A 24623-nucleotide genomic window follows, 5' to 3' on the forward strand; every position below is an offset into this window, starting at 1 on the left:
CATGGGGACGAATCTCGTTCTACTGCCGATGATCCCACTCCTCGGCGCGGCAGTGCTCCTCCTCGGAGGTCGACGTACCGATGCGTGGGGCCATCTGCTCGCCTTCGCGGCGATGGCCGCATCGTTCGTCGTGGCGGTGGTGACGTTCCTCGACATGGCCGGCCGCGCCGAGGACGACCGGACCCTCTCCCGCACCGTGTTCTCGTGGATACCCGTCGACACCCTCCAGGTCGACCTCGGGCTCCGGCTCGATCAACTCTCCGTCTGCTTCGTCCTGCTGATCACCGGAGTCGGCGCCCTGATCCACGTCTACTCCATCGGCTACATGCGAGACGACCCCGACCGGCGCCGCTTCTTCGCGTATCTCAATCTCTTCGTCGCCGCGATGCTGCTGCTGGTCATGTCCGACAACTTCCTCGGCCTGTATGTCGGCTGGGAAGGCGTCGGACTGGCCTCCTACCTGCTGATCGGCTTCTGGTCGGCCAAGCCCTCCGCCGCGACAGCGGCGCGCAAGGCCTTCGTCGTCAACCGGGTCGGCGACATCGGCCTGGCGGTGGCCCTGATGATCATGTTCGCCACGTTCGGCTCCGTCTCCTACGACGACGTGTTCTCCGGAATCGGCGACGCCGGCGCCGGCACGGCGACAGCACTCGGGTTGATGCTTCTCCTCGCCGCCTGCGGCAAGTCCGCCCAGGTGCCGCTCCAGTCCTGGCTCGGCGACGCGATGGAGGGGCCCACTCCGGTGTCGGCCCTGATCCACGCGGCGACCATGGTCACCGCCGGGGTGTATCTGATCGTGCGGTCCGGCGCGGTGTTCGAGGCGTCGCCGGTCGCCCAGAACGTCGTCGCTGCAGTCGGTGCGGTCACGCTGCTCTTCGGCGCCGTCATCGGCTGCGCCAAGGACGACATCAAGAAGGCTCTGGCCGCGTCGACGATGAGCCAGATCGGCTACATGGTCCTCGCCGCGGGTCTCGGTCCGGCCGGTTACGCGGTGGCGATCATGCATCTGCTGACGCACGGCTTCTTCAAGGCGGGACTCTTCCTCGGCGCGGGCTCCGTCATGCACGCGATGGACGACGAGACAGACATGCGCCGGTTCGGCGGCCTGCGGACGGTCGTGCCCGTCACCTTCGTGACCTTCGGGCTGGGCTACCTCGCGATCATCGGAGTGCCCCCGTTCTCGGGATTCTGGTCGAAGGACGGCATCATCGAGGCCGCTCTCGACGCCGGCGGCGTCAAGGGTGTTCTGCTGGGAATCGCCACCCTGGTCGGCGCGGGTCTGACCGCCTTCTACATGACGCGTGTCATGGTCCTCACCTTCTTCGGCGAGCGTCGGTGGACGGACCATGCGCACCCCCACGAGGCGCCGGTAAGTATGACGGCACCGATGATCGTGCTGGCGGTCGGATCTGTCGGCGCGGGAGCACTTCTCGCGGTCGGGAGCCGACTCGAGGGGTGGCTGGCCCCGGTCGTCGGCGAGCACGAGGCAGCTCACGTCGTGCCCGCCTGGATCGTCACGGCCGTCGTCCTCGTCGTCGTGGCCGCCGGAATCGCCGTGGCGCTGCGCATGTACGGCCGATCGACTGTTCCGCGGACCGCCCCTGCCGGGTCGGTGCTCACCACCGCGGCACGACGCGATCTGTACGGAGACGCCGTGAACGAAGCCGTGTTCATGCGTTCGGGTCGGCGCGTCACCGAGGCCGTCGTGACAGCCGACCGCGCCGGGGTCGACGGCGTCGTCGAGGCCTTCGCCCTGTCGGTCCGCACCGCCTCGACGCGGTTGCGACGCTGGCAGAACGGCTTCGTACGGTCCTACGCGCTCTCGATGTTCACCGGCGCGGTTCTCGTCGTCGTCGCCCTGACCGTGGCACTGGGGGTGACGCGATGACCGACATTCCCGTACTCAGCGCGCTGTGGATCGGTCCGTTGCTCGGCGCCCTCGCCGTCATGGCGGTCCCGCGATCGAACAGCCGCGCCGCGCGGATCACCGGGGTCGGTGCGGCCGGCGCGGTCCTCGTCCTCGCGGCTGCGCTGGCGGTGAACTTCGAGCCCGGGCGTGAGGGCTACCAGTTCGTCGAATCACGGGAGTGGATACCGACATTCGGCGCCGGTTACACACTCGGGATCGACGGCATCGCGTTGACACTGGTCCTGCTGACCGCCGTGCTGGTGCCGTTGCTCCTGCTGGCCGGGTGGAACGACACCGCACACGCGCAGGATTCACGACGCCCCCAGACCTACGTCGCCCTGATCCTGGTCGTCGAGTCGATGGTCATGGTGTCCTTCGTCTCCCTCGACATCCTGCTGTTCTACATCTTCTTCGAGGCGATGCTCGTACCGATGTACTTCCTGATCGGCGGCTTCGGACGGGACGCGGCGCGATCACGTGTCGCGGCGGTGAAATTCCTGCTCTACAACCTGGTCGGCGGACTGGTGATGCTGGCGGCGGTCGTCGGTCTCTACGTGGTGACCGCGTCGGACACCAGCCCGTTCGAGTCCGGGACGTTCGACGTGCGGGCGATCGCCGACGCGGCCGCGGCGGGAGAACTCGGTGCGTCGCCGGGCGTCCTGAACGCGATCTTCCTCGGCTTCCTCGTGGCCTTCGCCGTGAAGGCGCCGCTGTGGCCCCTGCACACCTGGCTACCCGGGGCGGCGACCGAAAGTACGCCTGCGACAGCCGTGTTGATGATGGCCGTCGTGGACAAGGTCGGCACGTTCGGCATGCTGCGGTACTGCCTGCAACTCTTTCCCGACGCGTCGGCCACCTTCGCGCCGCTCGTGATCACCCTCGCCGTGGTCGGCATCGTCTACGGCGCGATCCTCGCGATCGGGTCGACGGACATCATGCGCCTCATCGCCTACACCTCGATCTCGCACTTCGGATTCATCATCCTCGGCATCTTCGCGATGACCAGCCAGTCGCAGGCCGGTTCCGCGCTGTACATGGTGAATCACGGGATTGCTACGGCTGCACTGTTTCTCGTGGCCGGATTCCTGGTCACCCGTCGAGGAACTGCTCTGATCGCCGAGTACGGAGGAGTGCAGAAGGTGGCGCCGATCCTGGCGGGCACCTTCCTCGTCGCCGGGCTCGCGACACTGTCGCTACCCGGGCTCGCCCCGTTCGTCAGCGAGTTCCTCGTCCTGATCGGCACGTTCCCCCGATACGGCGTCGCCGCGGTGATCGCCGCGAGCGCGCTCGTGCTGTCCGCGATGTACGTGCTGTGGCTCTACCAACGCGTGATGACAGGTCCGGCAGCCGCCGGCTCCGACCGCATCGGGGACCTCGTACCGCGCGAGATAGCGGTGGTGGCACCACTTCTGGCGTTGGTGATCGTCCTCGGGGTGTACCCCAAGCCGCTTCTCGACGTCATCACGCCCGCAGTCGAACGCACATCCGTCGAACAGGTGGAGACAGGGGTGGCGCAACCATGACCGTCGAAACGCCGTCGATCGAGTACAGCCTGCTCTCGCCGATGATCATCGTGTTGGCAGCAGCGGTGATCGGAGTTCTCGTCGAGGCATTCGTCTCCGCCGAACGCCGGCGGACGACGCACCTCGTCCTGAGCATCGGGTCCCTCGCCGCGGCACTGGTGGCAGTCGTCGCGCTGGCCGGCACCAGTACCGTCGCCGCGGCCGGGTCCGTCGTCGTCGACGGGCCGACACTGTTCCTGCAGGGTGTGCTCCTGACCGTCTCGGCAGCATCGATCGCGCTGATGGCCCATCGCACCGTCGACCATCCCGAAGCGGAAGCGGCGGACGCCTTCACACCTCTCGCGTCGGTCGTCCCCGGCAGCCTCGCCGAGGCCCGCGCCGTCACCGCGAAGGTGACCCGCACCGAGATCTATCCGCTGACACTGTTCGCCGTCGGCGGCATGATGGTGCTGCCCGCGTCGAACGATCTCCTGACGATGTTCGTCGCCCTCGAAGTGTTGTCGCTGCCGCTCTATCTGCTGTGCGGGCTGGCCCGTCGTCGACGCCTGTTGTCGCAGGAGGCATCGCTCAAGTACTTCCTGCTCGGCGCTTTCTCGTCGGCATTCTTCCTGTTCGGGACGGCGCTGCTCTACGGCTACGCGGGCAGCGTGCGCTTCGACGACCTGGCGGTGGCCGACGGCGATCGCGTGCTCGGGGTTCTCGGCGTCGGCCTCGTCGCGGTGGGACTGCTGTTCAAGGTCGGTGCGGTGCCGTTCCATTCGTGGATCCCCGACGTCTACCAGGGCGCCCCGACGCCGGTGACGGCCTTCATGGCGTCGGCAACCAAGGTGGCGGCCTTCGGCGCCCTCGTCCGCATCCTGGTCGTGGGCGTCCCCGATCTGCAGGACGCATGGCGTCCCATGCTCTGGGCCGTCGCCATCGTGACGATGCTGGTGGGTGCCGTCATCGCCGTCACCCAGACCGACGTGATCCGGATGCTGGCCTACTCCTCCATCGCCCACGCCGGGTTCATCCTCACCGGTGTCTACGCCGGAGGCCCCGGTGTCTCGGCGACGCTGTTCTACCTCGCGGCCTACGCGTTCAGCACCCTCGGTGCGTTCGCGGTGGTGTCGCTGGTCCGCGACCAGGGTGGCGAGGTGTCGGAACTGCGCCGGTGGGCGGGCTTGGGTCGGCAGTCCCCGGCGGTGGCGGGCGCGTTCGCGCTGTTCCTGCTCGCGTTCGCCGGCATTCCGTTGACCAGCGGTTTCACCAGCAAATTCGCGGTGTTCCAGGCGGCCCTTGCCGACGGCGGTACGGCTCTCGTGATCGTCGGAGTCGTCAGCAGCGCCATCGCGGCGTCGTTCTACATCCGGGTGGTGGTCGTCCTGTTCTTCACCGACGCGGACGGGGATTCCGTGACGATGAGCCGAAGTCCCGGTGCCGCCCTGACCATCGGTGTCTGCGCGATCGTCACGGTTGCGCTCGGCGTCTTCCCCCAGCCCCTGCTCGACCTCGCCGAGCGAGCGGCCGCAGCCATTGCCTGACCACCCATAACCCCCCGCGAGTACGTCCATACCGTCGTGATTCCAGGGGGAGTTGCGACGTTATGGACGTACTCGCGGGGGTGGGGGGGTGGTTGGTCAGCTCAGGGCAGCGACGAGCCTGTCCGCCAGCGGCTTGGTCGACGCCGGGTTCTGGCCCGTGAAGACCGTGCGGTCGACGATGACGTGGGGTCCCCAGGCGTCGCCGGAGGAGAACTCGGCTCCGCCGTCGCGCAACCGCGTCTCGAGCAGCCAGGGTGCCTTGGCGGCGAGACCGGCCTGCTCCTCTTCCTCGTTGGTGAAGCCGGTGAGCTTGTATCCCGAGAAGGGCCAGCTGCCGTCGTCGCGGGTGGCGGACAGCAGAGCTGCCGGCGCGTGGCAGACGGCGGACACGATCTTGCCCGATTCGAGGAACTCCGTGACCAGGGCTCCGAAGTCGGTCGACACGGCCAGATCCTCCATCGGACCGTGACCGCCGGGGACGAACACGACGTCGAAGGAGGACGCGGTCTGATCCTCGAGGCGAGCGGGGGAGGCCAGCACGCCCTCGATGGACTCGAGGTACTGCTTCTGATCGGCGACCTTGCTCTCGTCGCCGCCGTTGGCCTCCACTGCGAGCGATCCCTGGTCGACCGTGGGCGTCACGCCGCCGGGAGTGGCGACGACGACATCCCACCCTGCCTCGGTGAAGGTCCGGTGGCTCTCCACGAGCTCCTCCGCCCAGTAGCCGGTGGGGTGCTTCGTCCCGTCGTTCAGGGTCCAGTGATCGGATCCGGTGACCACGAAGAGCAGTTTCGTCATGAGGTGATGTCCATCCGTCGTAGAAATGTGGTCGTGTTCGATCCGGGGGTACCCCCGGACGACCTTCACAACGCGGGAACGGACGAGGCCGCCCATTCGTTGCACCCATCACAGTCACTTCACACTCTGCGAGGTAGTCATGAGCGGCAACGGACAGTTCGGTTTCGATCCCGAGGATTTCGAGCGCGTCGCACGCGAGGCCGGCGACGGCATCCGCGACATGCTCGGTCAGGCGATGAAGAAGGCCAACCAGTCGGGCGTCGACGTGCCCTGGGCCGGTCTGTTCGGGGCTGCCCCCGGCAAGGCCACTGCGCCCGAGCCTGAAACCACCGGTCAGAAGGGCGACGGTGTGTGGGCGATCTACACGGTCGACGAGACCGGGACGGCCGGTGTCGACCAGGTCTTCGCGACGGAACTCGACGCACTCCGGGCCCACCGTGACAACGTCGATCCCAGCCGCAAGGTGCGGTTCCTTCCCTACGGCGTCTCGGTCGGCATCCTCTCCGCGGGCACCGACCTGCCGACGGAGGAGTGAGAACCTGACCCGATCGTGACCCACCGCTGCGGCATCACCTGAAGGAACATGTGGGCCAGCGGTCCGATCGCCAGCGCGTACAGCACGGTCCCGATGCCGACGGTCCCGCCGAGAAGCCATCCCGTGGCCAGCACGGTCACTTCGATCGCCGTGCGAACGGAGCGCACCGTCATACCCGTCCGCGCGACGAGCCCCGTCATGAGGCCGTCGCGCGGGCCCGCGCCCAGCCCGGCGGAGATGTACGCCGCGGTCGCCAGTCCGTTGAGGACCACCCCACCGACGAGCAGCGCCGATCCGACCAGGTGACCGCTGTTCGTCGGCAGGAATGTCAGCGCGAGATCGACCGTCACGGCGATGACGACGATGTTGGCGACGGTGCCGATGCCCGGACGCTGGCGCAGCGGTATCCACAGCAGCAGAACCACGGCTCCCGTCAGTGCGGTCACCGCACCGAAGCTCACCGGGAGGCGGTTCTCGAGGCCCTGGTGCAACACGTCCCACGGGTTGAGGCCGAGTCCGCCCGCGATCATCATGGCCATCGAGGTGCCGTAGAGCGCGAGACCGCCGATCAGAAGTCCCGTACGCAGCGCGGTATCGCGCAGAGCGGAGTAGGTCATGCGCTCGAGTCTCGCCGCTCGCGTACGTCGCCAGAGCAGGCCACTGCACGCAGGTGGACTGCATTCGTAGGTTCCGTTCCCATTCTCGGCTCTCACGCGAGCGCGAAGCATGACCCGGCGGACCGCGTGTGCCTCAACCCCCTCACGGCACGTTGAGGTAGTGGATACTGCACTTCGTACCAACAACATGGCTGGGAACGACTGAAAAGTCACAGGGGGTTCCTTTCCTTACGAAGGATGGCCCTGCCCGTGACCCGTTCGATCGACGTACCCGTGTCGCGCGCGACGACGTACGTGGCGTTGTTCGCGGTCGTCGTGTTCGTCGCGGCACTCGTCGGCATCCAGTCACGCCCGCCCGGACTGCTGGCCTCGGTATGGCTGGCCAACGCCGTCGCGCTCGCCGTGTTCGCGCGGTGGCCCAGAATGTTCACCGTCACTGCCGTGGCCGCGGCGTTGGTGGCCCTGATCGCCGCAGATCTGGTGTCGGGCACGGACACGTACGCGGCCGTGACATTCAACGTGGCCAACATCGTCGGAGTGATCGGCGGCTCCTTCGTGATCCGCCACCGCCGAGACGAACCTCTCACCCTGTCGGGCTCCGCCGACTTCTCCAGAATGTGCATCGGCATCGTCGTGGCCGCGATCCTGTCGGCGTCCGTCGCCGCCCTGTCGGCGCGACATCCCGACCCCGGTGCACCGGCCGTCGAAGCGCTCAGCTGGTTCAGTTCCGAGGTCACGAGCTACCTGCTGCTGGTACCCGTCTTCCTGTCGATCCGAGCATCGACGCCTCGGCGCAGACCCACCTCGAAGTCGACACTTGCCTGGGAGTGGGCACCTGTGGCCCTCACCGTCGCGCTCATGCTGGTCGGTCTGGGAGTGCAGGGTCCGCTGCTGCTGGCGTTGCCGCTACCGGCCCTACTCTGGTGTGCGACACGGATTCCGATGCTCGGAACAGCGCTGCTCACCGCGCTGTGGGCGGGGTGGACTCTCGTCCTCCTGGGCCAGGGCGCTCTGGAGACCGGCGGAATCCTGGGCGCCGACGGTCAGGACGGCGCGACGGCCACCCTGTCGGTCGCGTTGATCGCCCTCGGCCCGCTGCTCGTCGCCACGGTGTGCCTCGACCGGATGGCCGTCCAGAACAAGCTGCGCGCTGCGCTCGAGTACGACAGCCTGACCGGAGTGCTCTCTCGCGCAGCATTTCTGCGCAGGAGCCAGCAACGACTGCTCGCCGATTCCGGACCCGTCGCCCTCCTCATGCTGGACCTCGATCACTTCAAATCCATCAACGACACCCTCGGTCACGCCGTCGGAGACATCGCGTTGGTGCGCAGTGCCGCCTGCATCCTCGGAGCACTGCCGACCGACGCCATCGCCGGGCGGATCGGCGGGGAGGAGTTCGCCGTGCTGCTCCCCCGCGCCGGCCGAGATGATGCGGCTGCCATCGCCGACCTGATCCGCCGCGACCACGAGCGGCTGCACGTCCTGTCCGCGCGGACCGCCACCGTCAGCATCGGGCTCGCGTGGACCAACGACTCACCTCCCTCGGTGTCGCCCCTGTTGATCTCCGCCGATCACGCGCTGTACGACGCCAAGCGATCCGGACGCAACACCGTGGTCTCCGTCGACCTGGTGTGAACTACCTCGGCGGCGGCCCGCCCATACCGCCCGACGGCGCGGCCGCGGTGTTCTCGGACGCGGCGGCGACGCCGATGGTGATCGACACCTCCATCCCGCTCGACGGTTCTCCGGTCACCGTCGCGAGCTCCGCATCCCATCCGTCGCCGAAGACGTTGTCGGACGCCAACGACACCTTCGACAGATTGGCCGTACTGCTCGAATATCCACTGTCGTAATCGAATACGGTGGCGCACGCCTCCTGAGGCACTGCGATCTGCGATGTGAGGCGAGCGCTCTCGCCGGCGACCGCGGCCTCGAGGGACTCGAAGACCTCGAAGTGGATATGAGGCCAGCGACCGGAATAGCAGGCCGGGAAGATCGACGTGAACGACACCTTCCCGGACGCGTCCGCGACCTGGATGCCGCGCAGATAGTTCTGGTCCGTGATGCCGTCGCCGTACAGCGAGTACTCGCCGTCCCGGTTGCAGTGCCACAGGTACACGGCCATCCCCACAGCCGGCGCACAGTCCGCAGTGAGGTCCTGCAGGGTCATCGAGACGGTGGTCGGCACGCCGTCCGCAGTTCCCGTCGACGACCCGAAACTGGTGGTGATGTCCTGGCGGACGATCCCCGACTCGATCAGCACGTTCGGGCCGTTGCTTCCATCTCCGGGATACGGGCCCGCCGTCTCCTGCGGGACGGCAGCGACACATGTTCCGGCCGCGGCGGTCTCGGCACTCGACGACGACGCGGCCGTCTCCACTGCCGGCGTCGAGGTTCCGGACGAGCACGCCGCGAGGGCCGCTGCACTCGCGGTGCCGAACACCAGCAGGGCGCGTCGCCGGGACAGCATCGTCGTCATGTCGTGGCCCAGGCCGCGATCGTGGTCGTGTGTCATCGATTCCTCCGTGGACGGTTGGTGGTCGACACCAGACAACAGGGCCCGTCTGCGACGAACCCGGGGTCACGCTGGGAGCTCCCCGGGACACGTCCCGGGGGGTTCGGGCGAACTGTGGATACAGTCGGTGCAATGACTTCCTCGACATGGACCCTGTCGGCCTCCGACGGCGGTGCGCTGGAGATACGAACGGGCGTCACCGGACGCGCCTCGAAGATGGGGCACCGACTGCGTCTGCGCATGGCGACGTGGGAGGCCACTGTCGAGCAGACCGACGGTCAGCCCACCTCGGTCAGCCTGCGGGTACCCGTCGACTCCCTCGAGGTGGTGTCGGGTGAGGGCGGTGTCACCCCGCTGATCGGACCGGAGAAGATGCTGGCGCGGTCGAACGCACTGGGAACGTTCCACGCTGACAAGTTCCCCGAGATCCACTTCGACACGACGGATGTCGAGGCCACCGAGGAGGGCTACCGCCTGACCGGCACGCTGCAGATCCACGGCGTGAGCCGCACGCGCACGGTCGACATCGCCGTCGACGGCAGAACCGTGTCGATGAATACCGTTGTCCGACAGACGGATTTCGACATCAAGCCCTACTCGCAGCTGCTGGGGGCAATGAAGGTGGTCGACGACGTGACCGTCACCTTCGAGGCCGAACTACCCCGCTAGACCTATCCCCGCGCCATGTCGACGAAGCGCGACAGATGCAGCTGGTGCGCAACGGTGATGGTCGCGGTCGGGCCGTTTCGGTGCTTACCCAGAATCAGGTCGGCCTCGCCGCCGCGCGGATCGTCCCGCTCGGTGGCATCGGGACGGTAGAGAAGGATGACCATGTCGGCGTCCTGCTCGAGCGAACCCGACTCTCGGAGGTCGGAGACCATCGGCTTCTTGTCGGTGCGCTGCTCGGGACCACGGTTGAGCTGACAGATCGCCACGACGGGCACCATCAGTTCCTTCGCCAGCAGCTTCAGCGAACGGGAGAAGTCCGAGACTTCCTGCTGGCGTGACTCCACCTTCTTGCCCGACGACATCAGCTGCAGGTAGTCGATGACGATCAACTTGAGGTCGTGCCGCTGCTTGAGGCGTCGCGCCTTGGCGCGGATCTCCATCATCGTGAGGTTGGGAGAGTCGTCGACGAAGAGCGGCGCCTCGCTGATCTCGCTCATCCGGCGAGCGAGACGAGTCCAGTCGTCGTCGGTCATCTTTCCCGAGCGCATGTCGCCGAGCTTGATCTTGGCTTCGGCGGAGAGCAGACGCATGACGATCTCGGTCCGGCTCATCTCGAGCGAGAACATGACGCTGGCCATGCCGTGCTTGATGGAGCACGAGCGCATGAAATCCATTCCGAGCGTTGACTTCCCGACACCAGGCCTCGCCGCGACGATGATCATCTGGCCGGGATGCAGGCCGTTGGTGACCTCGTCGAGTTCGGTGAAGCCGGTGGGCACGCCGTTCGACATGCCGCCGCGGCTGGCGATGGAGTCGATCTCGTCCATCGTGGGCTGCAGCAGCTCTTCGAGCTGGACGAAGTCCTCGGCGGTACGACGCTCGGTGACCTCGTAGACCTCGGCTTGCGCGCGGTCCACCACCTCCGCGACGTCCTGCCCGTCGGCGCCGGCGTAGCCGAACTGCACGATGCGGGTACCGGCCTCCACGAGGCGACGCAGAATGGCCTTCTCGACGACGATCTCCGCGTAGAACGACGCGTTGGCCGCGGTGGGCACCGTCTGCGTCAGCGTGACCAGGTAGGGCGGTCCGCCGATGCGCTTGAGCTCGCCGCGACGCTCGAGTTCGGCCGAGACCGTCACCGGGTCGGCGGGATCTCCGCGGCCGTACAGATCGAGGATCGCGTCGTAGACCATCTGGTGAGCGGGGCGGTAGAAGTCACCGGGCCGCAGGACCTCGAGGACGTCGGCGATGGCGTCCTTGCTGAGCAACATGCCCCCGAGTACCGACTGCTCGGCCGCCATGTCCTGAGGGGGCTGACGACCGAAGTCCTCGCCCGGCGCCTCGGACGGTCCCTGGTAGTCGTTCGCTCCTCGATCGTCCACGACCGCCACGGATGCCGCCCTCTCCCTCGCTCGTCGACCGGCGCGTGACCGAAGAATTTTCGGACACAACGCCGTCGCAGACAACTTGTACTCCCGACGTCCGACACGTGTGCCGTGAGCTCGAGATGGTGTGCCGGAGGGACGTTAGGGCTTGTGAACCGCAGCGCCAAACCGTCATGTTGGCGAACCTGTGGAGCAATTGGGGATACCGCAGGACAGCCGTGTTGACCACCTGTGCAGAACCTGGGGACCAACAACATCACAGTGGGTGTCGTCGCACGTCAGAGCCGTTTCGATTGTTGACCGTCTGTGGATGAATGCGGCCTCGGCGTGTCCCGCCGAGTTGACATGTCGGGCGTGTCAGGTCTCGGACGGCCGCACTTATCAACATGACGCAGCTCACATCTCGGTAACCGGTGGTAAACGGCCAGCGAATTCTGATCCGGTCCGGAAAACCGTCACGGCACACTCACCGTGGCTCGTTTCACGCCGGGCATCCACGTCCGAGGGCGCACACGACACGGGCGCCGCGACGCACAGTGCGTCGCGGCGCCCGTCAGGGTCGGTCGGTGGTTCAGCCGGCGTCGATCGGCTCCCGGAGCTCGGTCACGGAGGCCGCGTCGACCAGGAGTACGCGCGCCGTCGGGATGTCGAAGAACAAGCCGACGACGCGGAGGCGACCCTCCGCGGAGGCCTTGCCCACCACGGAGTGTCGGGACAGCGTCTGCAGTTGTACGGCGACGTTCACCATCGCCAACTGGTCGATGTCCGAGAAGCCCAATTCTGCCGCGTCCCGAGCCACAGGGTGCCCGCTGCGGAACGCACTGAGGCTCGCACGGCCGTGCGACAGCCAGTCGGCGACGACCCCGTCACCGTCGTGGGCACCGGCCAGCAATCCCCGCATGGCTCCGCACCCGGAGTGACCGCACACCACGATCGAGCTGATGTTCAGCGTGCCGACTCCGTAGTGCAGTGCCGCTTCCAGCGACGTGTCCGGGGCGCCCACCGGGATCAGGTTGCCCATGTTGCGGACGGTGAACAGGTCTCCGGGGCCTGCGCTGGTGATCGTGTTGGGCATCACCCGTGAATCTACGCAGCTCAGGAAGAAGGTATCGGGGTCCTGGAACTCGCTCAGTTTCTCGAGGTGCGGACGCATGGAGTCCGCGCTCCGGCGGTGGTACTCCTCCACGCCGGCCAGGACCGGCCGCAGCGCTGCCGGGGTGACAGCGTCGGCGGTGAACGGTCCGGAATGGCTGTCCACCGTCTGCCACTGCGACCAGGGCATGAACGTACGAGCGGAGAGAAGGTTGGGCAGGCGCTTCGGCGGACCCTCGGTGGCCGACTCCATGTCGACAGCGCCGACCTCGTCCACCACGACGGTGCCGCCGGTGGCCTCGTACTGCCGGATCCATTCGTGCAGAGCGTCGTACACCGCGTGGTCGAGGAAGTCGACGACCAGTTCGACGGTGACCGAGCGGCCGGCCGGGACGGCCTGCAGCACACGGGTCAGTCGCGGAAGCGACAGGAAGCTCAGCGAACCCTCGACGACAACTCTCCAGGAGTCGGCACCCACTTCCTCGGACCGCACACGCGCCCAGAGCACTCGACGCAGAACCAGCAGCACCGACAGAGCCAGACCGATCAGGACACCCTCGAGGAGGTTGAGCGCGACCACACCGACGACGGTCACGGCATAGACGGCGACGTCACCGGTCCGCTTCGCCGACTTGATGTCGGCGAGTTTGACCAGCTGCACACCGATCATCACCAACAGACCGGCGAGTGCGGCGTACGGCACCAGCTCGACGACACCGATGAACAGCACGGAGAAGACGAGGACCCAGACACCGTGCAGCACAGCGGAAGCCGGCGAGCGTGCACCGGACTTGACGTTGGTCGCGCTGCGCACGATGACTCCGGTCACCGGAAGTCCGCCGGCGACACCGGACACCATGTTGGCGGCGCCCTGTCCCATCAGTTCACGGTCGAAGTTCGTGCGCCGACCCGAGTGCATCTTGTCGATGGCGACTGCGGACAGCAGGGACTCGACGCTGGCGATCAACGCGATGGTGAGCACACCGGTCGCGAATCCCATCCACTGCCCTTCGGGCAGGAGCGGCAGCTCGATGGCGTCGATCAGGTTGCCGGGCAGGTCGATTCGTTCGACATCCATCGCGAGGGCCAGCGACAGACCGGTGCCGGCGACGACCGCGACGAGAGGACCGGGCACCTTGCCCAGCGGACCCTTGATGCGGGGCCACAGAAGCATCAGGGCGACGACCACTGCACCGATGGCGACGGACGCGAGCTCCGCATCGACGAGCGACGCCGGGAGCGACGTGATGTTCTCGATCGCGGAGCTCTTGCTGTCACCGCCCAGAAGAACGTGGATCTGCTGCAGCGCGATGGTGATACCGATGCCCGCGAGCATCGCGTGCACCACCACGGGTGAGATGGCCAACGCCTGGCGAGCGATCCTGCTCAATCCCAGACCGACCTGCAGAACGCCCGCGGCCACCGTGATGAGACACGTGACGCGCCATCCGAACTGGGCGACCAACTCGGCGACGACGACCGTCAGTCCGGCGGCCGGGCCACTGACCTGAAGGGGTGAGCCTCCGAGAAGCCCCGCCAGGATGCCACCGATCACGGCGGCGATGAGCCCCGCCATGACCGGGGCGCCGGACGCGACCGCGATACCGATGGAGAGTGGGACCGCGACGAGGAACACCACCAGGGAGGCGGGCACGTCGTATCTCAGGATGGACGCCACACGATCGCGGATCGGATTCGGCTGCAGGGACACGGGCGGATAGTCGGACGATGGTCGGTCGAGTTGTGCAGTCACGAGTGAACCTCCAGGCGACACGTGGGTGTTTGTCTGTGCGGTTACGTCATCAGGGATGCTCGACGAATGAGTCAAGACTTCCCAAAGGGTACGTAAGGCTTTCGGAGCACTGCAGACCCTGGAGGTGGATCGAGACCGCCTTCACACGATGTTTGGGCACGGCACCAGAAAGTGCCGGCAGAAACACTCGCCGAGCATAAAAAATCGGCTGTGAATGGCGCGAAGAATGCAGCGGGTGTAGAGAACAGAATGCACGCAAATGCACGAAGACCCCGGCTGCGAACAGCCGGGGTCTTCGTGGTGGAGATGGGAGGATCACTCCGAGGCAGTGACCTCGAGGTCGAACGCCGCGGTGACGTCGGGGTGCAGCGCGACGGAGATGCGGTGCTTGCCCGTGGACTTCACGTGCGACTTCGGCAGTTCGATGCTGCGCTTGTCGACGACGGGTCCGCCGGCGCTCTTGAGCGCGGCGGCGACGTCGGCTGCGGTGACCGAACCGAAGAGCCTACCCGAACCACCCGCGGTACGCACCGCGAGAGTCACGGACTCGAGGGCCTCGATGGCCTGCTTGAGCTCGTTGGCGTGGTCGAGCCCGCGCACGGCGCGAGCTTCCTGGGCGCGGCGGATGCCTTCGACCTGCTTCTGTGCTCCGCGAGTGGCCGCGATGGCCAGCCCACGGGGCAGGAGGAAGTTACGGCCGTAGCCGTCCTTGACCTCCACGGTGTCTCCGGGAACGCCGAGGTTGTCGACATCAGCGGTGAGGATGAGCTTCATGGTTACCTTTCCCCTTATCGCGCAGTCGCCGCGTAGGGCAGCAGTGCTACCTCACGCGAGTTCTTGACTGCGATGGCGATGTCCCGCTGATGCTGGACGCAGTTGCCGGTGACACGACGAGCGCGGATCTTGCCGCGATCACTGACGTACTTACGCAGCAGTGTCGTGTCCTTGTAATCGATGGACGTGTTCTTTTCCTTGCAGAAGGCACACACCTTCTTCTTGATCACCTTGTCGCGCAATGGCGGTTTAGGCATGTACAAACTCCGAATCTTTGTTCACTGCATGTGGGTGAAGAATCAGAACGGAGGTTCGTCGTCGCCACCACGGGAGCCGCCGAACGAGCCCGATGCCTGCGGAGCGCTGCCCCACGGATCGTCGCCGCCCGAGCTGCCACCGGACTGACGGCTCGACGAGCCACCACCCGATCCACCGGAGGAACCGAACCCGCCGCCGCTGTTGCCGCCTCCTCCACCGCCGCCGCGACTGACCTTGTTGACCTTGGCCGTCGCGTACTTCAGGGAGGGGCCGACCTCGTCGACTTCGAGCTCCACGACAGTGCGCTTCTCGCCCTCACGCGTCTCGTAGGAACGCTGCTTCAACCGGCCCGTCACGACGACTCGTGCGCCGCGGGTCAAGGACTCCGCGACGTTCTCCGCAGCCTCACGCCAGATGTTGCACCGCATGAAAAGAGCGTCGCCGTCTTTCCATTCGTTGCTCTGGCGATCGAAGGTGCGGGGTGTGGACGCGACGGTGAAGTTCGCGACCGCCGCACCTGCGGGGGTGAATCGAAGCTCGGGATCGGCCGTCAGGTTCCCGACGACGGTGATGACGGTTTCGCCTGCCATGATTCCTCTTTCTCGTGCCTTGTCAGCGCATGATCTTTCTCTGTTGCCGTCAGCCTAGGGCGATACGGTGACAGATACGGATCACTTGCCGCGGCGCAGAACCTTGGTGCGGAGCACCGATTCGTTCAGGCCCAGCTGGCGGTCGAGTTCGGACACCGTGGCGGGCTCCGCGTTGATGTCGATCACCGCGTAGATGCCTTCCGCGTGCTTGTCGATCTCGTAGGCGAGACGGCGCTTTCCCCACACGTCGACCTTGTCGACCTTGCCGCCGTCCTTGCGGATGACGTTCAGGAACGTATCCAGCGACGGGGCGACCGTGCGCTCGTCGAGATTGGGGTCGAGAATGACCATCAGTTCGTAATGACGCATAAGACCTCATCACCTCCTATGGACTGTGAAACGGTCACGGACGATCCGTGACAGGAGGGTCGTTGCGTCAGCAACCGGTCCAGGGTACCCGGGAGAACACTCAGAGTGAAATCGTCGGCATTCACGGTGCGGGAGCCACGGCACCTAGTCTTGTCCCCATGACCACGGGCCGTGCAGGTGTCGCGACCGCGACGGTCGTCACCGCAGTGTCCGTGGTGACGATGATTCTCGGCTACCTGAACAAGGCCCGCTGCACCGGAGCGCCGTTCGACGAGGCAGGCCGCAGCCTGGTGTTCGACCGGATCAAGGACTCGTCCGTCTGCTACTCGGACATCCAGTTCCTCTGGCTCGACCGCGGTATCGACCAGCACATCTTCCCGTATCTGAACGGCGGCATCTCCGCCGACGGGACATTGATCGGCGGCACCGTGGAGTACCCCGTGCTCAGCGGGATCCTGATGTGGATCGGCGGGCTCGCCAGCCACACCGATGCCCAGTTCCTCTTCTACTCCGCCGTGCTGCTCGCACCGTTCGGCGCCTTGACGGCCTGGATGCTGGGCCGCACGGTCGGCTCGATCGCGCTGCTGTGGTCCGCAGGACCGGCACTGATCCTCTACGCGTTCCACAACTGGGAGCTGCCCGTCGTGGCCACCGCGGTGGGCGCCGTCTACGTCATGTCCACGACGTGGCCGCTGCGGGTGCGCGCATGCCTCGCGGCAGCCCTACTGGCAGTGGGGTTCTGCCTCAAGCTCTATCCGGGCGCCTTCGTCCTGCCACTCGCGCTGTTCGTCCTGGTCGGCGGACGCGGCGGACGTGAGCTCGCCGTTCCGGGCAGGCTCGACGTCCGGGGCGCCGCCGCCGTCGTCGCTGTCGCCGGCGCGGTCGTCGTAGCCGTCAATCTGCCGTTCGCCCTCATCGGATACGACGGCTGGCGTGCGTCGTTCGCCTTCCAGGAGATGCGCGAGGCGGACATCACCACCAACTCGATCTGGTACTGGGGATTGCGCGTCCTCTACGCGACACCGTCCACATCGCCCGAGACGAGCGAGGCGAACGAGGCCGCCTACCAGTCGATGGTGTCGGTCCTGTCACCGATGTTCGTCCTGGCAGCGTTCGCCGCTGCACTGTGGTTCGGCTGGCGCCGCTACGGAACGGAGGGCACGTACCCGTGGATACAGATCAGCGCGGTGATGCTGGCGTCGTTCCTGCTGTTCCACAAGGTGCACTCGCCGCAGTACACGCTCTGGCTCGTTCCGTTCTTCGTCCTGCTCCGCATCCCGTGGCAGGTGGTGACCGCGTATCTGCTCGCCGACCTGGTCATGGGAATCGGTGTGTTCAAGTACTTCGCGGCGCTGTCCAGCGGCAGTGACGCCTCGACGGAGGAGAACGTCGTCCTGGTCGGGGTGTGGGGTCGTGCGGCCCTGCTGGTGGTGCTGATCGTGCTGTTCGCTCGGTCGCGCGAACGACGACACTCCGAGTCGCCCGTCCGAGTCGTCGACCCCCCGTCCCCCCGAATCACCGAGGTGTCCGCATGAGTGCGACCGACGAGACCTTTCCGCTGCTCGGTGATCATGTGCACCTCGAGCCCCTGCGGACCGACCACGCGGACGAGCTGCTCACCGCCGCGGACGACCCCGAGATCTTCCGGTGGACGGGCGCCGTCGTGTCCGACCGTGCCGGTGCCGCCGCGTACATCGACACGGCTCTCGCGGATCCCGCGCGAATCGCCTACCTGCAGCGCGACGCGCACACGGGCGTCGCCGTGGGGACGACGTCGTACTACCAGGTCGACCACCGCAACCGCAGCCTCGCCATCGGGTACACCTGGTTGTCGCGGTCGGCCCAGGGGACGCGGATCAACCCGGAATCGAAGTACCTGCTCCTCGATCACGCCTTCGGTCCGCGTGCGGCCGTGCGGGTCGAGTGGCACACCGATTCGAACAACGCGCAGTCACGCGCGGCCATCGCCAAGTTGGGCGCGCAGTTCGAGGGCCTGCTGCGGAAGCACCGGGCGCGCCCGGACGGCTCGTGGCGCACCACGGCACTGTTCTCCATGACGGACGACGAGTGGCCCGCCGCCGCGGACGCGCTGCGTGCACGCCTGCGCGGCTGAGTGCGCGCCCCACCTGTGTGTTTTGCAGAATCTTCACACCACCCGGCCATGCTCGGAACGACAACGGTCTGCCGGTGACAAAACCGACTGATCGGTGTAGAACATGGGACACAACCGGTCGGCTGACCGGTTCCGGGGAAACGAGAGCAGAACTTATGGCCACCATGACGAATCCGGGCGCGAGAACCACACCCGACTCGGCCGAGCAGACCGGTCTTCCTCGCCCGAACCTGACCGTCCGCGAGATCGAGGTCCTGGTCAGCTGGTTCCGGTGCGATTCCAAGCCGGCCGTCGCCGCACACCTGTTCCTCTCCCTCGGAACCGTCAACACCCACCTCACGCGCATCCGTCAGAAGTACGCGGCTGTCGGACGTCCCGCCCCCACCAAGGCGTCCCTGGTGGCCAGGGCGCTGCAGGACGGACTCGTCGACATCGACGAACTCTGACCCACCCCACACCGACGAAAGAGCCGCCCGGCCTCGCATGTGCGACGCCGGGCGGCTCTTCTCGTGAGGGGGTCAGCCCGTGATGTCGACCTTGGCCTCGTCGGAATGCCCCTCGGCCGCGAGTCGGCGATTGCGCCGCACGCTGGAGAAGAACGACAGTCCGATGAGGACGACGCCGACCAGTCCGGTGATGATCTCGTTGATGTGCACGCCGATGGACACCAGCAGGATGATCGACAGTGCGCCGATGGCCCAGTGCGCGCCGTGCTCGAGGTAGACGTAGTCGTCGAGCGTGCCCTTGCGGACCAGGTAGACCGTCAGCGACCGGACGAACATCGCGCCGATGAACCCGAGGCCCAACGCGATGATGATGGGGTCGGCGGTGATGGCGAACGCGCCGATGACGCCGTCGAAGCTGAAGGACGCGTCGAGGACCTCCAGGTAGAGGAACAGGAAGAAGCCGGCCTTACCGGTGGCTTTCGCCAGATCCGACGGTCCGCTGCTCGCCTCCTCCTCGTCGTCCTCGCCCGGCACGTGGAAGAGGTTGCCGAGCCCGTTGACCGCGATGTAGGTGACCATGCCCAGCACGCCCGAGACCATGACGGTGGAGATCTTGTCGTCCTCCGCGATCAGTTCCGCGGTGAGGACCAGCAGGATGCCGGCGACGATGACGCCGACCATGTCGAGCTTGCCGGCCTTCGCGAGGGGCTTCTCGATCCAGGAGAGCCACGTGTGCTCGCGTTCTTCGAAGATGAAGCCGAGGAAGAGCATCAGCAGGAACATGCCGCCGAACGCCGCGATCTGCGGGTGAGCGTCGGTTATCAGGGTTTCGTACGACGGGCTGCCGTCGGGGAAGTATGCGGCGTCGTCGGCGGGCGGGTTCAGCGCGAGGCGTAGTGCGGCGACCGGGCCCAGACCCGACGCGACCCACACGATGACCAACGGGAAGACCAACCGCATACCGAAGACGGCGATGATGATGCCGACGGTGAGGAAGATCTTCTGCCAGAACTCGCTCATCCGCCGCAGGACGGTCGCATTGATGACCGCGTTGTCGAAGGACAACGAGACCTCGAGGATTCCGAGGATCAACACCAGGGCTACGGCTTCCCAGCTGCCGTAGATGAATGCCACGACAACGGACACGGCGGTGATCGCGAAGGACCACCCGAATATTCGTAGAACCACGGCGTGTGGCCTTTCTCTGCTGACGTTCGAAGGTGCACGGCCGAGGTTCGACCCCGTACAGACAACGGAGAGTGTCGCGGCGCCGCCCGCGGGACAACCACGGTGACGACGAGCAACACTCTCCGGTGCCGAAGGCAAATACCCCGTCGAACGGGACATTACTCCTATAGAAGGGTCAGACGTTGACTCCGAAATCGCGGGCGATTCCGGCCAGACCCGATGCATAACCCTGGCCGACGGCGCGGAACTTCCATTCGGCGCCGTTGCGGTACAGCTCGCCGAACACCATGGCAGTCTCCGTCGAGGCGTCCTCGCTGAGGTCGTATCGGGCAAGCTCGGTGCCGTTCGACTTGTCGACGACGCGGATGTACGCGTTGCGGACCTGACCGAACGACTGCGACCGGGCGTCCGCCTCGTAGATGGACACGGGGAAGTTGATGGTGTCGATGTTCGGCGGAACGGCGGAGAGTTCGACGTTGATGACCTCGTCGTCGCCGTCGCCTTCGCCCGTGGTGTTGTCACCGGTGTGCTCGATCGAGCCGTCCGGGCTCTTGAGGTTGTTGAAGAACACGAAGTGCTGGTCGCTGACGACCTTCTTGTCCGTGCCCAGCGCGATGGCACTGGCATCGAGGTCGAAGTCCGTGCCGGTGGTCGTCCTGATGTCCCACCCGAGGCCCACCGAGACGGCCGTGAGGTTGGGAGCGGCCTTGGTGAGGGAGACGTTGCCACCCTTGGTCAAGCTGACGCCCATGAGAAGTGTCCTTTCGGTTGCTTCGGTTGTTCATACCGCAAACGTCCCGGCGGCTGCGCGCGTTCCCGGAAGTCGAAGAAATACGGCGTCGGTAGCATCGCAGACGTGACACACCGTTGGCCGGGACGCCTGAGCCGCGGCAAAGCGCGACTCGACGCCGTCGCCGGTATCAGGGCGGCCACGGTGACGACATTCCTCGACATGGACAAGCGGCAGTCCATCGCGTCCTCCGGGGTGGACGCGCTCGAACGCCTGGGGCGATCCGACGACGGCCTCCGGACGCAGTGGCGCAGCGTCGAGGAACAGTGCTTCGCGGCCGGCGCGTCCTATCTGATGGCGACCGAGCGTCCCGAGTCCGATGCTTCCGAGACGGCCTACGACGCTTTCGCCACCGCGATTTCCCAGCTCACGGCCGCGAGCGCGTCCGTCGACCGTTTCTACGAGAACTACCGAGCCCGACTCGAGCATGCGACGAGCGAGTACGCGGCCGTCCCCCGACTCGCGCAGGATGCCCGTTCCGCCGCGAACACCGTCCTGGCCGCCGTCACCGGGTCCGAACCGCATCACCGCTACCCGTCGGTCGTCGCCGGCGTCGGCAGTGTGCACGCTGCGCTGGCAGCGCTGGAGCGCGCGGAGGCGACGGGCAGCGGACCGGCCGTGACCCGGGCGGCAGCGGACACCCGTTCCGCGTCGGACGTCCTGCGGACGGCTCTCGCCGAGGCACCCGGCAGGTCCAGAGCTGCGACGACGGCACTCGCGTCGGTACGCACCCGGCTGCAGGCGGTGGGCACCAAGGCCGAGAACATCGCTCCGGCCTACTCCGCACTGCTCCGTGAGTTCGTCGCGGCCAGCTCGAACGATCTGGCCAGGGCTCGGGACAACTGCGACGCCCACGTCGCCGCTGCCACTCGGGACATAGATGCCGCCGCCGACGCCCTCGGAGCCGGGAACCCGGAGACTGCCCTGGACCTGATCACGGCCGCGCGCGCCGACCTGGCCGACGCGGAAGCCGACATCGAAGCCGTGACCGGCCGGCTGGCGCGTCTCCGCGAGGTCCGGGACGACCCGGCGTCGGTCGAGCAGCGCGTGCGCTTCCGACTGCGCGATGCGCAACTCCTGGTGGTGGACCGAGGAATGGTTGCCGAATGGGGTTCGGTGCTGGATGCTCAGCTCGCACGCATCGAGCGGGCCACTCGGGCGCTCGGTACGGGGCGGCCCGACTACTGGGCGTACCTCCGAGAACTCGATTCCATCGGTGACTTCATCTCCGGTGTGGTCGATCGCATTCGCGGTCGACACGGCCATACGTGAACAGAAAGGGTTGCAGTGCAGCACTTCTCTCATCTGGAGCCCGCTACCCTCGACTACTTGTTCCACCGACCTCCCGAACAGGTCGACGAGTCGAGTGACATGAGGACCAGGGCGCTCGCGCTCGGGGCCACCCTCTACATCCCGGCGACGCGGCCCGGCCTCGTCGCGACCGTCACGAAGCGCGCCGCGGAGGGATCGCGGTCGATGGTGCTCGACCTCGAGGACGCTGTGGCCGACGCGGACCTCGACATGGCTCGGGCCGCCGTGATCGCGGCTCTCGACGAGTTGGCGGACACACCGCCCGACGCTGCCGTGTTCGTCCGCGTGCGCACCGAGGACGACATGCACTTCGTGTGCGACCGGCTGGGCCCGGGTCTCGAGGTCCTCACCGGTTTCGTGTTACCGAAGTTCCGCCCGGTCAGCGGAGAGGCGTTCCTCCGCAGCGTCTCCGAGCGTTCCGCCGCATCCGGGCGACACCTGGTGGTGATGCCGGTGGTGGAGTCGCCCGAGGTGGTCTACCGCGAAACACGCGACGAGGAACTGATCGGTGCCCGCGAGGTGCTGGGACGGCACCGGGATTCGGTTCTCGCCGTCCGCATCGGAGCGACCGACATGAGCAGCGCGTTCGGCATCCGCCGGGACCGCGATCTGACCATCTACGACGTCCGCGTCGTCGCCGACACCATCGGCGCCGTCGTCAATCATCTCGGCCGCAGCGACGGCACCGGATTCGTCGTGACCGGCCCGGTGTGGGAGTACTTCGCCGACCACGAACGACTGTTCCGTCCGATGCTGCGCGCCACCCCGTTCGCCGAACACGACGCCGTCCGCTTCCGTCAGCAGCTGGTCAGCCGCGACATCGACGGCCTGCTCCGCGAAGTCGCGCTCGATCGGGCCAACGGATTGCACGGCAAGACGGTGATCCACCCGTCGCACGTCGCTGCCGTGCACTCGTTGTCGGTCGTGACGCACGAGGAATATCAAGACGCGCAGGCCATCGCGTCGGCGACCAGCGGCGGCGGCGTCATGGCGTCGGGCTACGGCAACAAGATGAACGAGATCGGCCCGCATCGACCGTGGGCCGAACAGACACTGCGCCGCGCCGCGGTGTTCGGCGTGACCGCCGAGAACGTCTCGTTCGTCGACGTCATGCAGGCACTGGCGCGACCGCGCGGGAACGTTGCATGAGCCGGCCCGTGGATCGGCTGTTGCCCTGGGCGACAGCCGAACTGGGACTGGTTCTCGAGCACGGCAACTCGTCGGTCGGCATGCGGGTGGGAGATCTGGTCCAACCCGGACTACGACGCAATCCCAAGCGCGCCCACCTGCTGGTGTCCACCGTGCTGGGCAAGCACATCCCGCAGGAACCCGCGCACGTCATCGCGGCGGGCGAACTCCTCGGGTCGCTCTGCGCCGACGTCCTCACCGGCAGTGAGGACGGTGTCGTGGTCCTGGGATTCGCCGAGACGGCGACCGGCCTGGGCCACTGCGTGGCGACGCGATTACGAGCGACGAGCTACCTCCACTCCACCCGCAGGCCGGTCGACGGCTTCCCGATATACGGCACGTTCGAGGAAGGGCATTCGCATGCGACGAATCACCTTCTCCTCCCCGCCGATGCACACCTCGACCTTCCGCCCCACATCCCGATGGTCCTCGTCGACGACGAGATATCAACGGGAACAACGGCTCTCGAAGCCGTCCGAGCCCTGCACGCCATGTCGCCACGCGCGCGGTACGTGATCGCCTCGCTCGTCGACATGCGCACCGGCGCACATCGCCGTGCCACCGAGCAGGCCGCGGCCGAGATGGGCGTCATCATCGACTCCGTCTCCCTCGCCACGGGAACGGTGCACCTGCCCGACGACATCGTCGAGACCGTCGCGGCGCTCCCGCCCACCCCCGAGAGTCCCGACGCGGTGAGCGCCGGCTCGGTGACCCGCATCGACATCGACTGGCCCGCAGGGGTTCCCGACGGAGGTCGGCACGGATTCCGGTCCACCGACGCCGCTGCGTTCGAGCACGCGCTGACTGCCGTCGCCGATACCCTCGCTACCCGAATCGGCCCCGAACCTCTCGTCGTCGTCGGGCACGAGGAGTTCATGTACCTGCCGCTGCGGATCGCCGGAGCGCTGGCCGACCGAGGCACGCCCACCCTGTTCCAGACCACCACACGATCACCGGCGTACGTGCTCGATGTGCCCGGGTACCCGCTGCGACGCGGGTTCTCCTTCGTCGCACCGGAATCCGGGAGCGCACCGCGTCGGCACTTGTACAACGCCCGCGTCGCCGACGAGGACTCGCCGACACCGGTGCTGCTCGTGGTGGACACTCCCGCCGACACCGCCGAACTGGTCGGACCCGACGGTCTGGTGGATGCGCTGACCCGCGCCGGCATCGACGTCACCGTCGCTGTCGTCCATTCCGATCCGAGTTCGTTGATCGGGCGAGCGTGATGACGACGCCTCTGCACGGGCCCGCTTTCGGTTCCTACGCTGCCGACG

At 66.8% G+C, this 24623-nt stretch carries 22 protein-coding genes and 1 pseudogene; 12 read left to right on the top strand and 11 right to left on the bottom strand.

Annotated elements, in window-relative coordinates:
* Position 1: 1 nt before the first annotated feature.
* From nuoL to nuoN, 3 genes are read left to right on the top strand one after another with little or no spacing between them, the layout of a single operon-like run.
* Positions 2–1888 (top strand): NADH-quinone oxidoreductase subunit L, encoded by a 1887-nt coding sequence (nuoL, locus tag RU01_RS20040; RefSeq protein WP_042576313.1) that lies wholly within the window; start codon positions 2–4, stop codon positions 1886–1888.
* The gene (locus RU01_RS20045) at positions 1885–3432 is read left to right on the top strand and encodes an NADH-quinone oxidoreductase subunit M (RefSeq protein WP_042576314.1); all 1548 of its coding nucleotides are present in this window, start codon (positions 1885–1887) and stop codon (positions 3430–3432) included. Before nuoL ends, RU01_RS20045 begins: the two co-directional genes overlap by 4 nt.
* Positions 3429–4955, top strand: coding sequence for an NADH-quinone oxidoreductase subunit NuoN (gene nuoN, locus RU01_RS20050; RefSeq protein WP_042576315.1), 1527 nt, complete (start codon positions 3429–3431; stop codon positions 4953–4955). The genes RU01_RS20045 and nuoN overlap by 4 nt, the downstream gene beginning before the upstream one ends.
* A 96-nt stretch (positions 4956–5051) precedes the next feature.
* Here the strand turns inward: nuoN and RU01_RS20055 are convergent, their stop codons facing one another.
* Positions 5052–5753 (bottom strand): type 1 glutamine amidotransferase domain-containing protein, encoded by a 702-nt coding sequence (locus tag RU01_RS20055; RefSeq protein WP_042576316.1) that lies wholly within the window; start codon positions 5751–5753, stop codon positions 5052–5054.
* A 139-nt stretch (positions 5754–5892) separates the two neighbouring features.
* On the opposite strand from RU01_RS20055, the gene RU01_RS20060 reads away from it, so the two are divergent.
* A complete protein-coding gene (locus RU01_RS20060; protein ID WP_042576317.1) occupies positions 5893–6288 on the top strand; it encodes a hypothetical protein in 396 nt (131 codons plus the stop codon).
* Here RU01_RS20060 and yczE read toward each other — a convergent pair.
* Positions 6231–6905, bottom strand: a complete 675-nt coding sequence (yczE, locus tag RU01_RS20065; protein WP_082043260.1) for a membrane protein YczE — start codon at positions 6903–6905, stop codon at positions 6231–6233. The genes RU01_RS20060 and yczE overlap by 58 nt on opposite strands.
* A 249-nt stretch (positions 6906–7154) precedes the next feature.
* On the opposite strand from yczE, the gene RU01_RS20070 reads away from it, so the two are divergent.
* Positions 7155–8540, top strand: a complete 1386-nt coding sequence (locus RU01_RS20070; protein WP_197074831.1) for a GGDEF domain-containing protein — start codon at positions 7155–7157, stop codon at positions 8538–8540.
* A 1-nt stretch (position 8541) separates the two neighbouring features.
* Here the strand turns inward: RU01_RS20070 and RU01_RS20075 are convergent, their stop codons facing one another.
* Complete coding sequence (locus tag RU01_RS20075; RefSeq protein WP_042576319.1) at positions 8542–9420, bottom strand: dioxygenase family protein; 879 nt, start codon at positions 9418–9420, stop codon at positions 8542–8544.
* Positions 9421–9552: 132 nt separating this feature from the next.
* Here RU01_RS20075 and RU01_RS20080 point away from each other — a divergent pair, with 132 nt between their 5' ends.
* Positions 9553–10089: a YceI family protein gene (locus RU01_RS20080; protein WP_042576320.1), complete on the top strand. Its 537-nt coding sequence runs from the start codon at positions 9553–9555 to the stop codon at positions 10087–10089.
* Positions 10090–10091: 2 nt separating this feature from the next.
* Here the strand turns inward: RU01_RS20080 and dnaB are convergent, their stop codons facing one another.
* The 6 genes from dnaB to rpsF all read right to left on the bottom strand — a co-directional run bounded on the left by dnaB (position 10092) and on the right by rpsF (position 16310).
* Positions 10092–11480, bottom strand: a complete 1389-nt coding sequence (dnaB, locus tag RU01_RS20085) for a replicative DNA helicase (protein WP_042576321.1) — start codon at positions 11478–11480, stop codon at positions 10092–10094.
* Between the two features lie 565 nt (positions 11481–12045).
* Positions 12046–14319 carry a SulP family inorganic anion transporter gene (locus RU01_RS20090; protein WP_042576322.1) on the bottom strand — a complete coding sequence of 758 codons (2274 nt, stop codon included), beginning with the start codon at positions 14317–14319 and terminating at the stop codon, positions 12046–12048.
* A 315-nt stretch (positions 14320–14634) separates the two neighbouring features.
* Entirely contained in the window at positions 14635–15093 is a 459-nt protein-coding gene (gene rplI, locus RU01_RS20095) for a 50S ribosomal protein L9 (protein ID WP_042576323.1), read from the bottom strand.
* A gap of 14 nt (positions 15094–15107) precedes the next feature.
* Entirely contained in the window at positions 15108–15350 is a 243-nt protein-coding gene (rpsR, locus tag RU01_RS20100; protein WP_027506021.1) for a 30S ribosomal protein S18, read from the bottom strand.
* Positions 15351–15392: 42 nt separating this feature from the next.
* Positions 15393–15941, bottom strand: a complete 549-nt coding sequence (locus RU01_RS20105; protein ID WP_042576324.1) for a single-stranded DNA-binding protein — start codon at positions 15939–15941, stop codon at positions 15393–15395.
* Between the two features lie 81 nt (positions 15942–16022).
* Positions 16023–16310: a 30S ribosomal protein S6 gene (gene rpsF / locus RU01_RS20110; protein ID WP_042576325.1), complete on the bottom strand. Its 288-nt coding sequence runs from the start codon at positions 16308–16310 to the stop codon at positions 16023–16025.
* Positions 16311–16468: 158 nt separating this feature from the next.
* Here rpsF and RU01_RS20115 point away from each other — a divergent pair, with 158 nt between their 5' ends.
* From RU01_RS20115 to RU01_RS20125, 3 genes and pseudogenes are all read left to right on the top strand, one after another.
* Complete coding sequence (locus tag RU01_RS20115) at positions 16469–17845, top strand: glycosyltransferase 87 family protein (protein ID WP_042576326.1); 1377 nt, start codon at positions 16469–16471, stop codon at positions 17843–17845.
* Positions 17842–18423 (top strand): GNAT family N-acetyltransferase, encoded by a 582-nt coding sequence (locus RU01_RS20120; protein ID WP_042576327.1) that lies wholly within the window; start codon positions 17842–17844, stop codon positions 18421–18423. The genes RU01_RS20115 and RU01_RS20120 overlap by 4 nt, the downstream gene beginning before the upstream one ends.
* A gap of 209 nt (positions 18424–18632) precedes the next feature.
* Positions 18633–18869: pseudogene (locus RU01_RS20125) on the top strand (LuxR C-terminal-related transcriptional regulator); the annotation flags it as partial.
* 72 nt (positions 18870–18941) lie between these two features.
* Here the strand turns inward: RU01_RS20125 and RU01_RS20130 are convergent.
* Entirely contained in the window at positions 18942–20057 is a 1116-nt protein-coding gene (locus RU01_RS20130) for a DUF475 domain-containing protein (protein ID WP_042576328.1), read from the bottom strand.
* Between the two features lie 175 nt (positions 20058–20232).
* A complete protein-coding gene (locus RU01_RS20135) occupies positions 20233–20808 on the bottom strand; it encodes a TerD family protein (protein WP_027506015.1) in 576 nt (191 codons plus the stop codon).
* 105 nt (positions 20809–20913) lie between these two features.
* On the opposite strand from RU01_RS20135, the gene RU01_RS20140 reads away from it, so the two are divergent.
* Genes RU01_RS20140 through RU01_RS20150 form a run of 3 tightly spaced genes read left to right on the top strand, consistent with a single transcriptional unit; the run spans position 20914 to position 24575 of the window.
* A complete protein-coding gene (locus RU01_RS20140) occupies positions 20914–22119 on the top strand; it encodes a hypothetical protein (protein WP_052493380.1) in 1206 nt (401 codons plus the stop codon).
* Between the two features lie 15 nt (positions 22120–22134).
* On the top strand, positions 22135–23307 hold the full coding sequence (locus RU01_RS20145; protein ID WP_042576329.1) for an HpcH/HpaI aldolase/citrate lyase family protein: 1173 nt from the start codon (positions 22135–22137) through the stop codon (positions 23305–23307).
* Positions 23304–24575: a phosphoribosyltransferase family protein gene (locus RU01_RS20150; protein ID WP_042576330.1), complete on the top strand. Its 1272-nt coding sequence runs from the start codon at positions 23304–23306 to the stop codon at positions 24573–24575. Before RU01_RS20145 ends, RU01_RS20150 begins: the two co-directional genes overlap by 4 nt.
* The last annotated feature ends 48 nt before the right edge of the window (positions 24576–24623 follow it).

The sequence above is a fragment of the Rhodococcus sp. MEB064 genome (assembly GCF_000834565.1).
GTDB lineage: Bacteria > Actinomycetota > Actinomycetes > Mycobacteriales > Mycobacteriaceae > Rhodococcoides.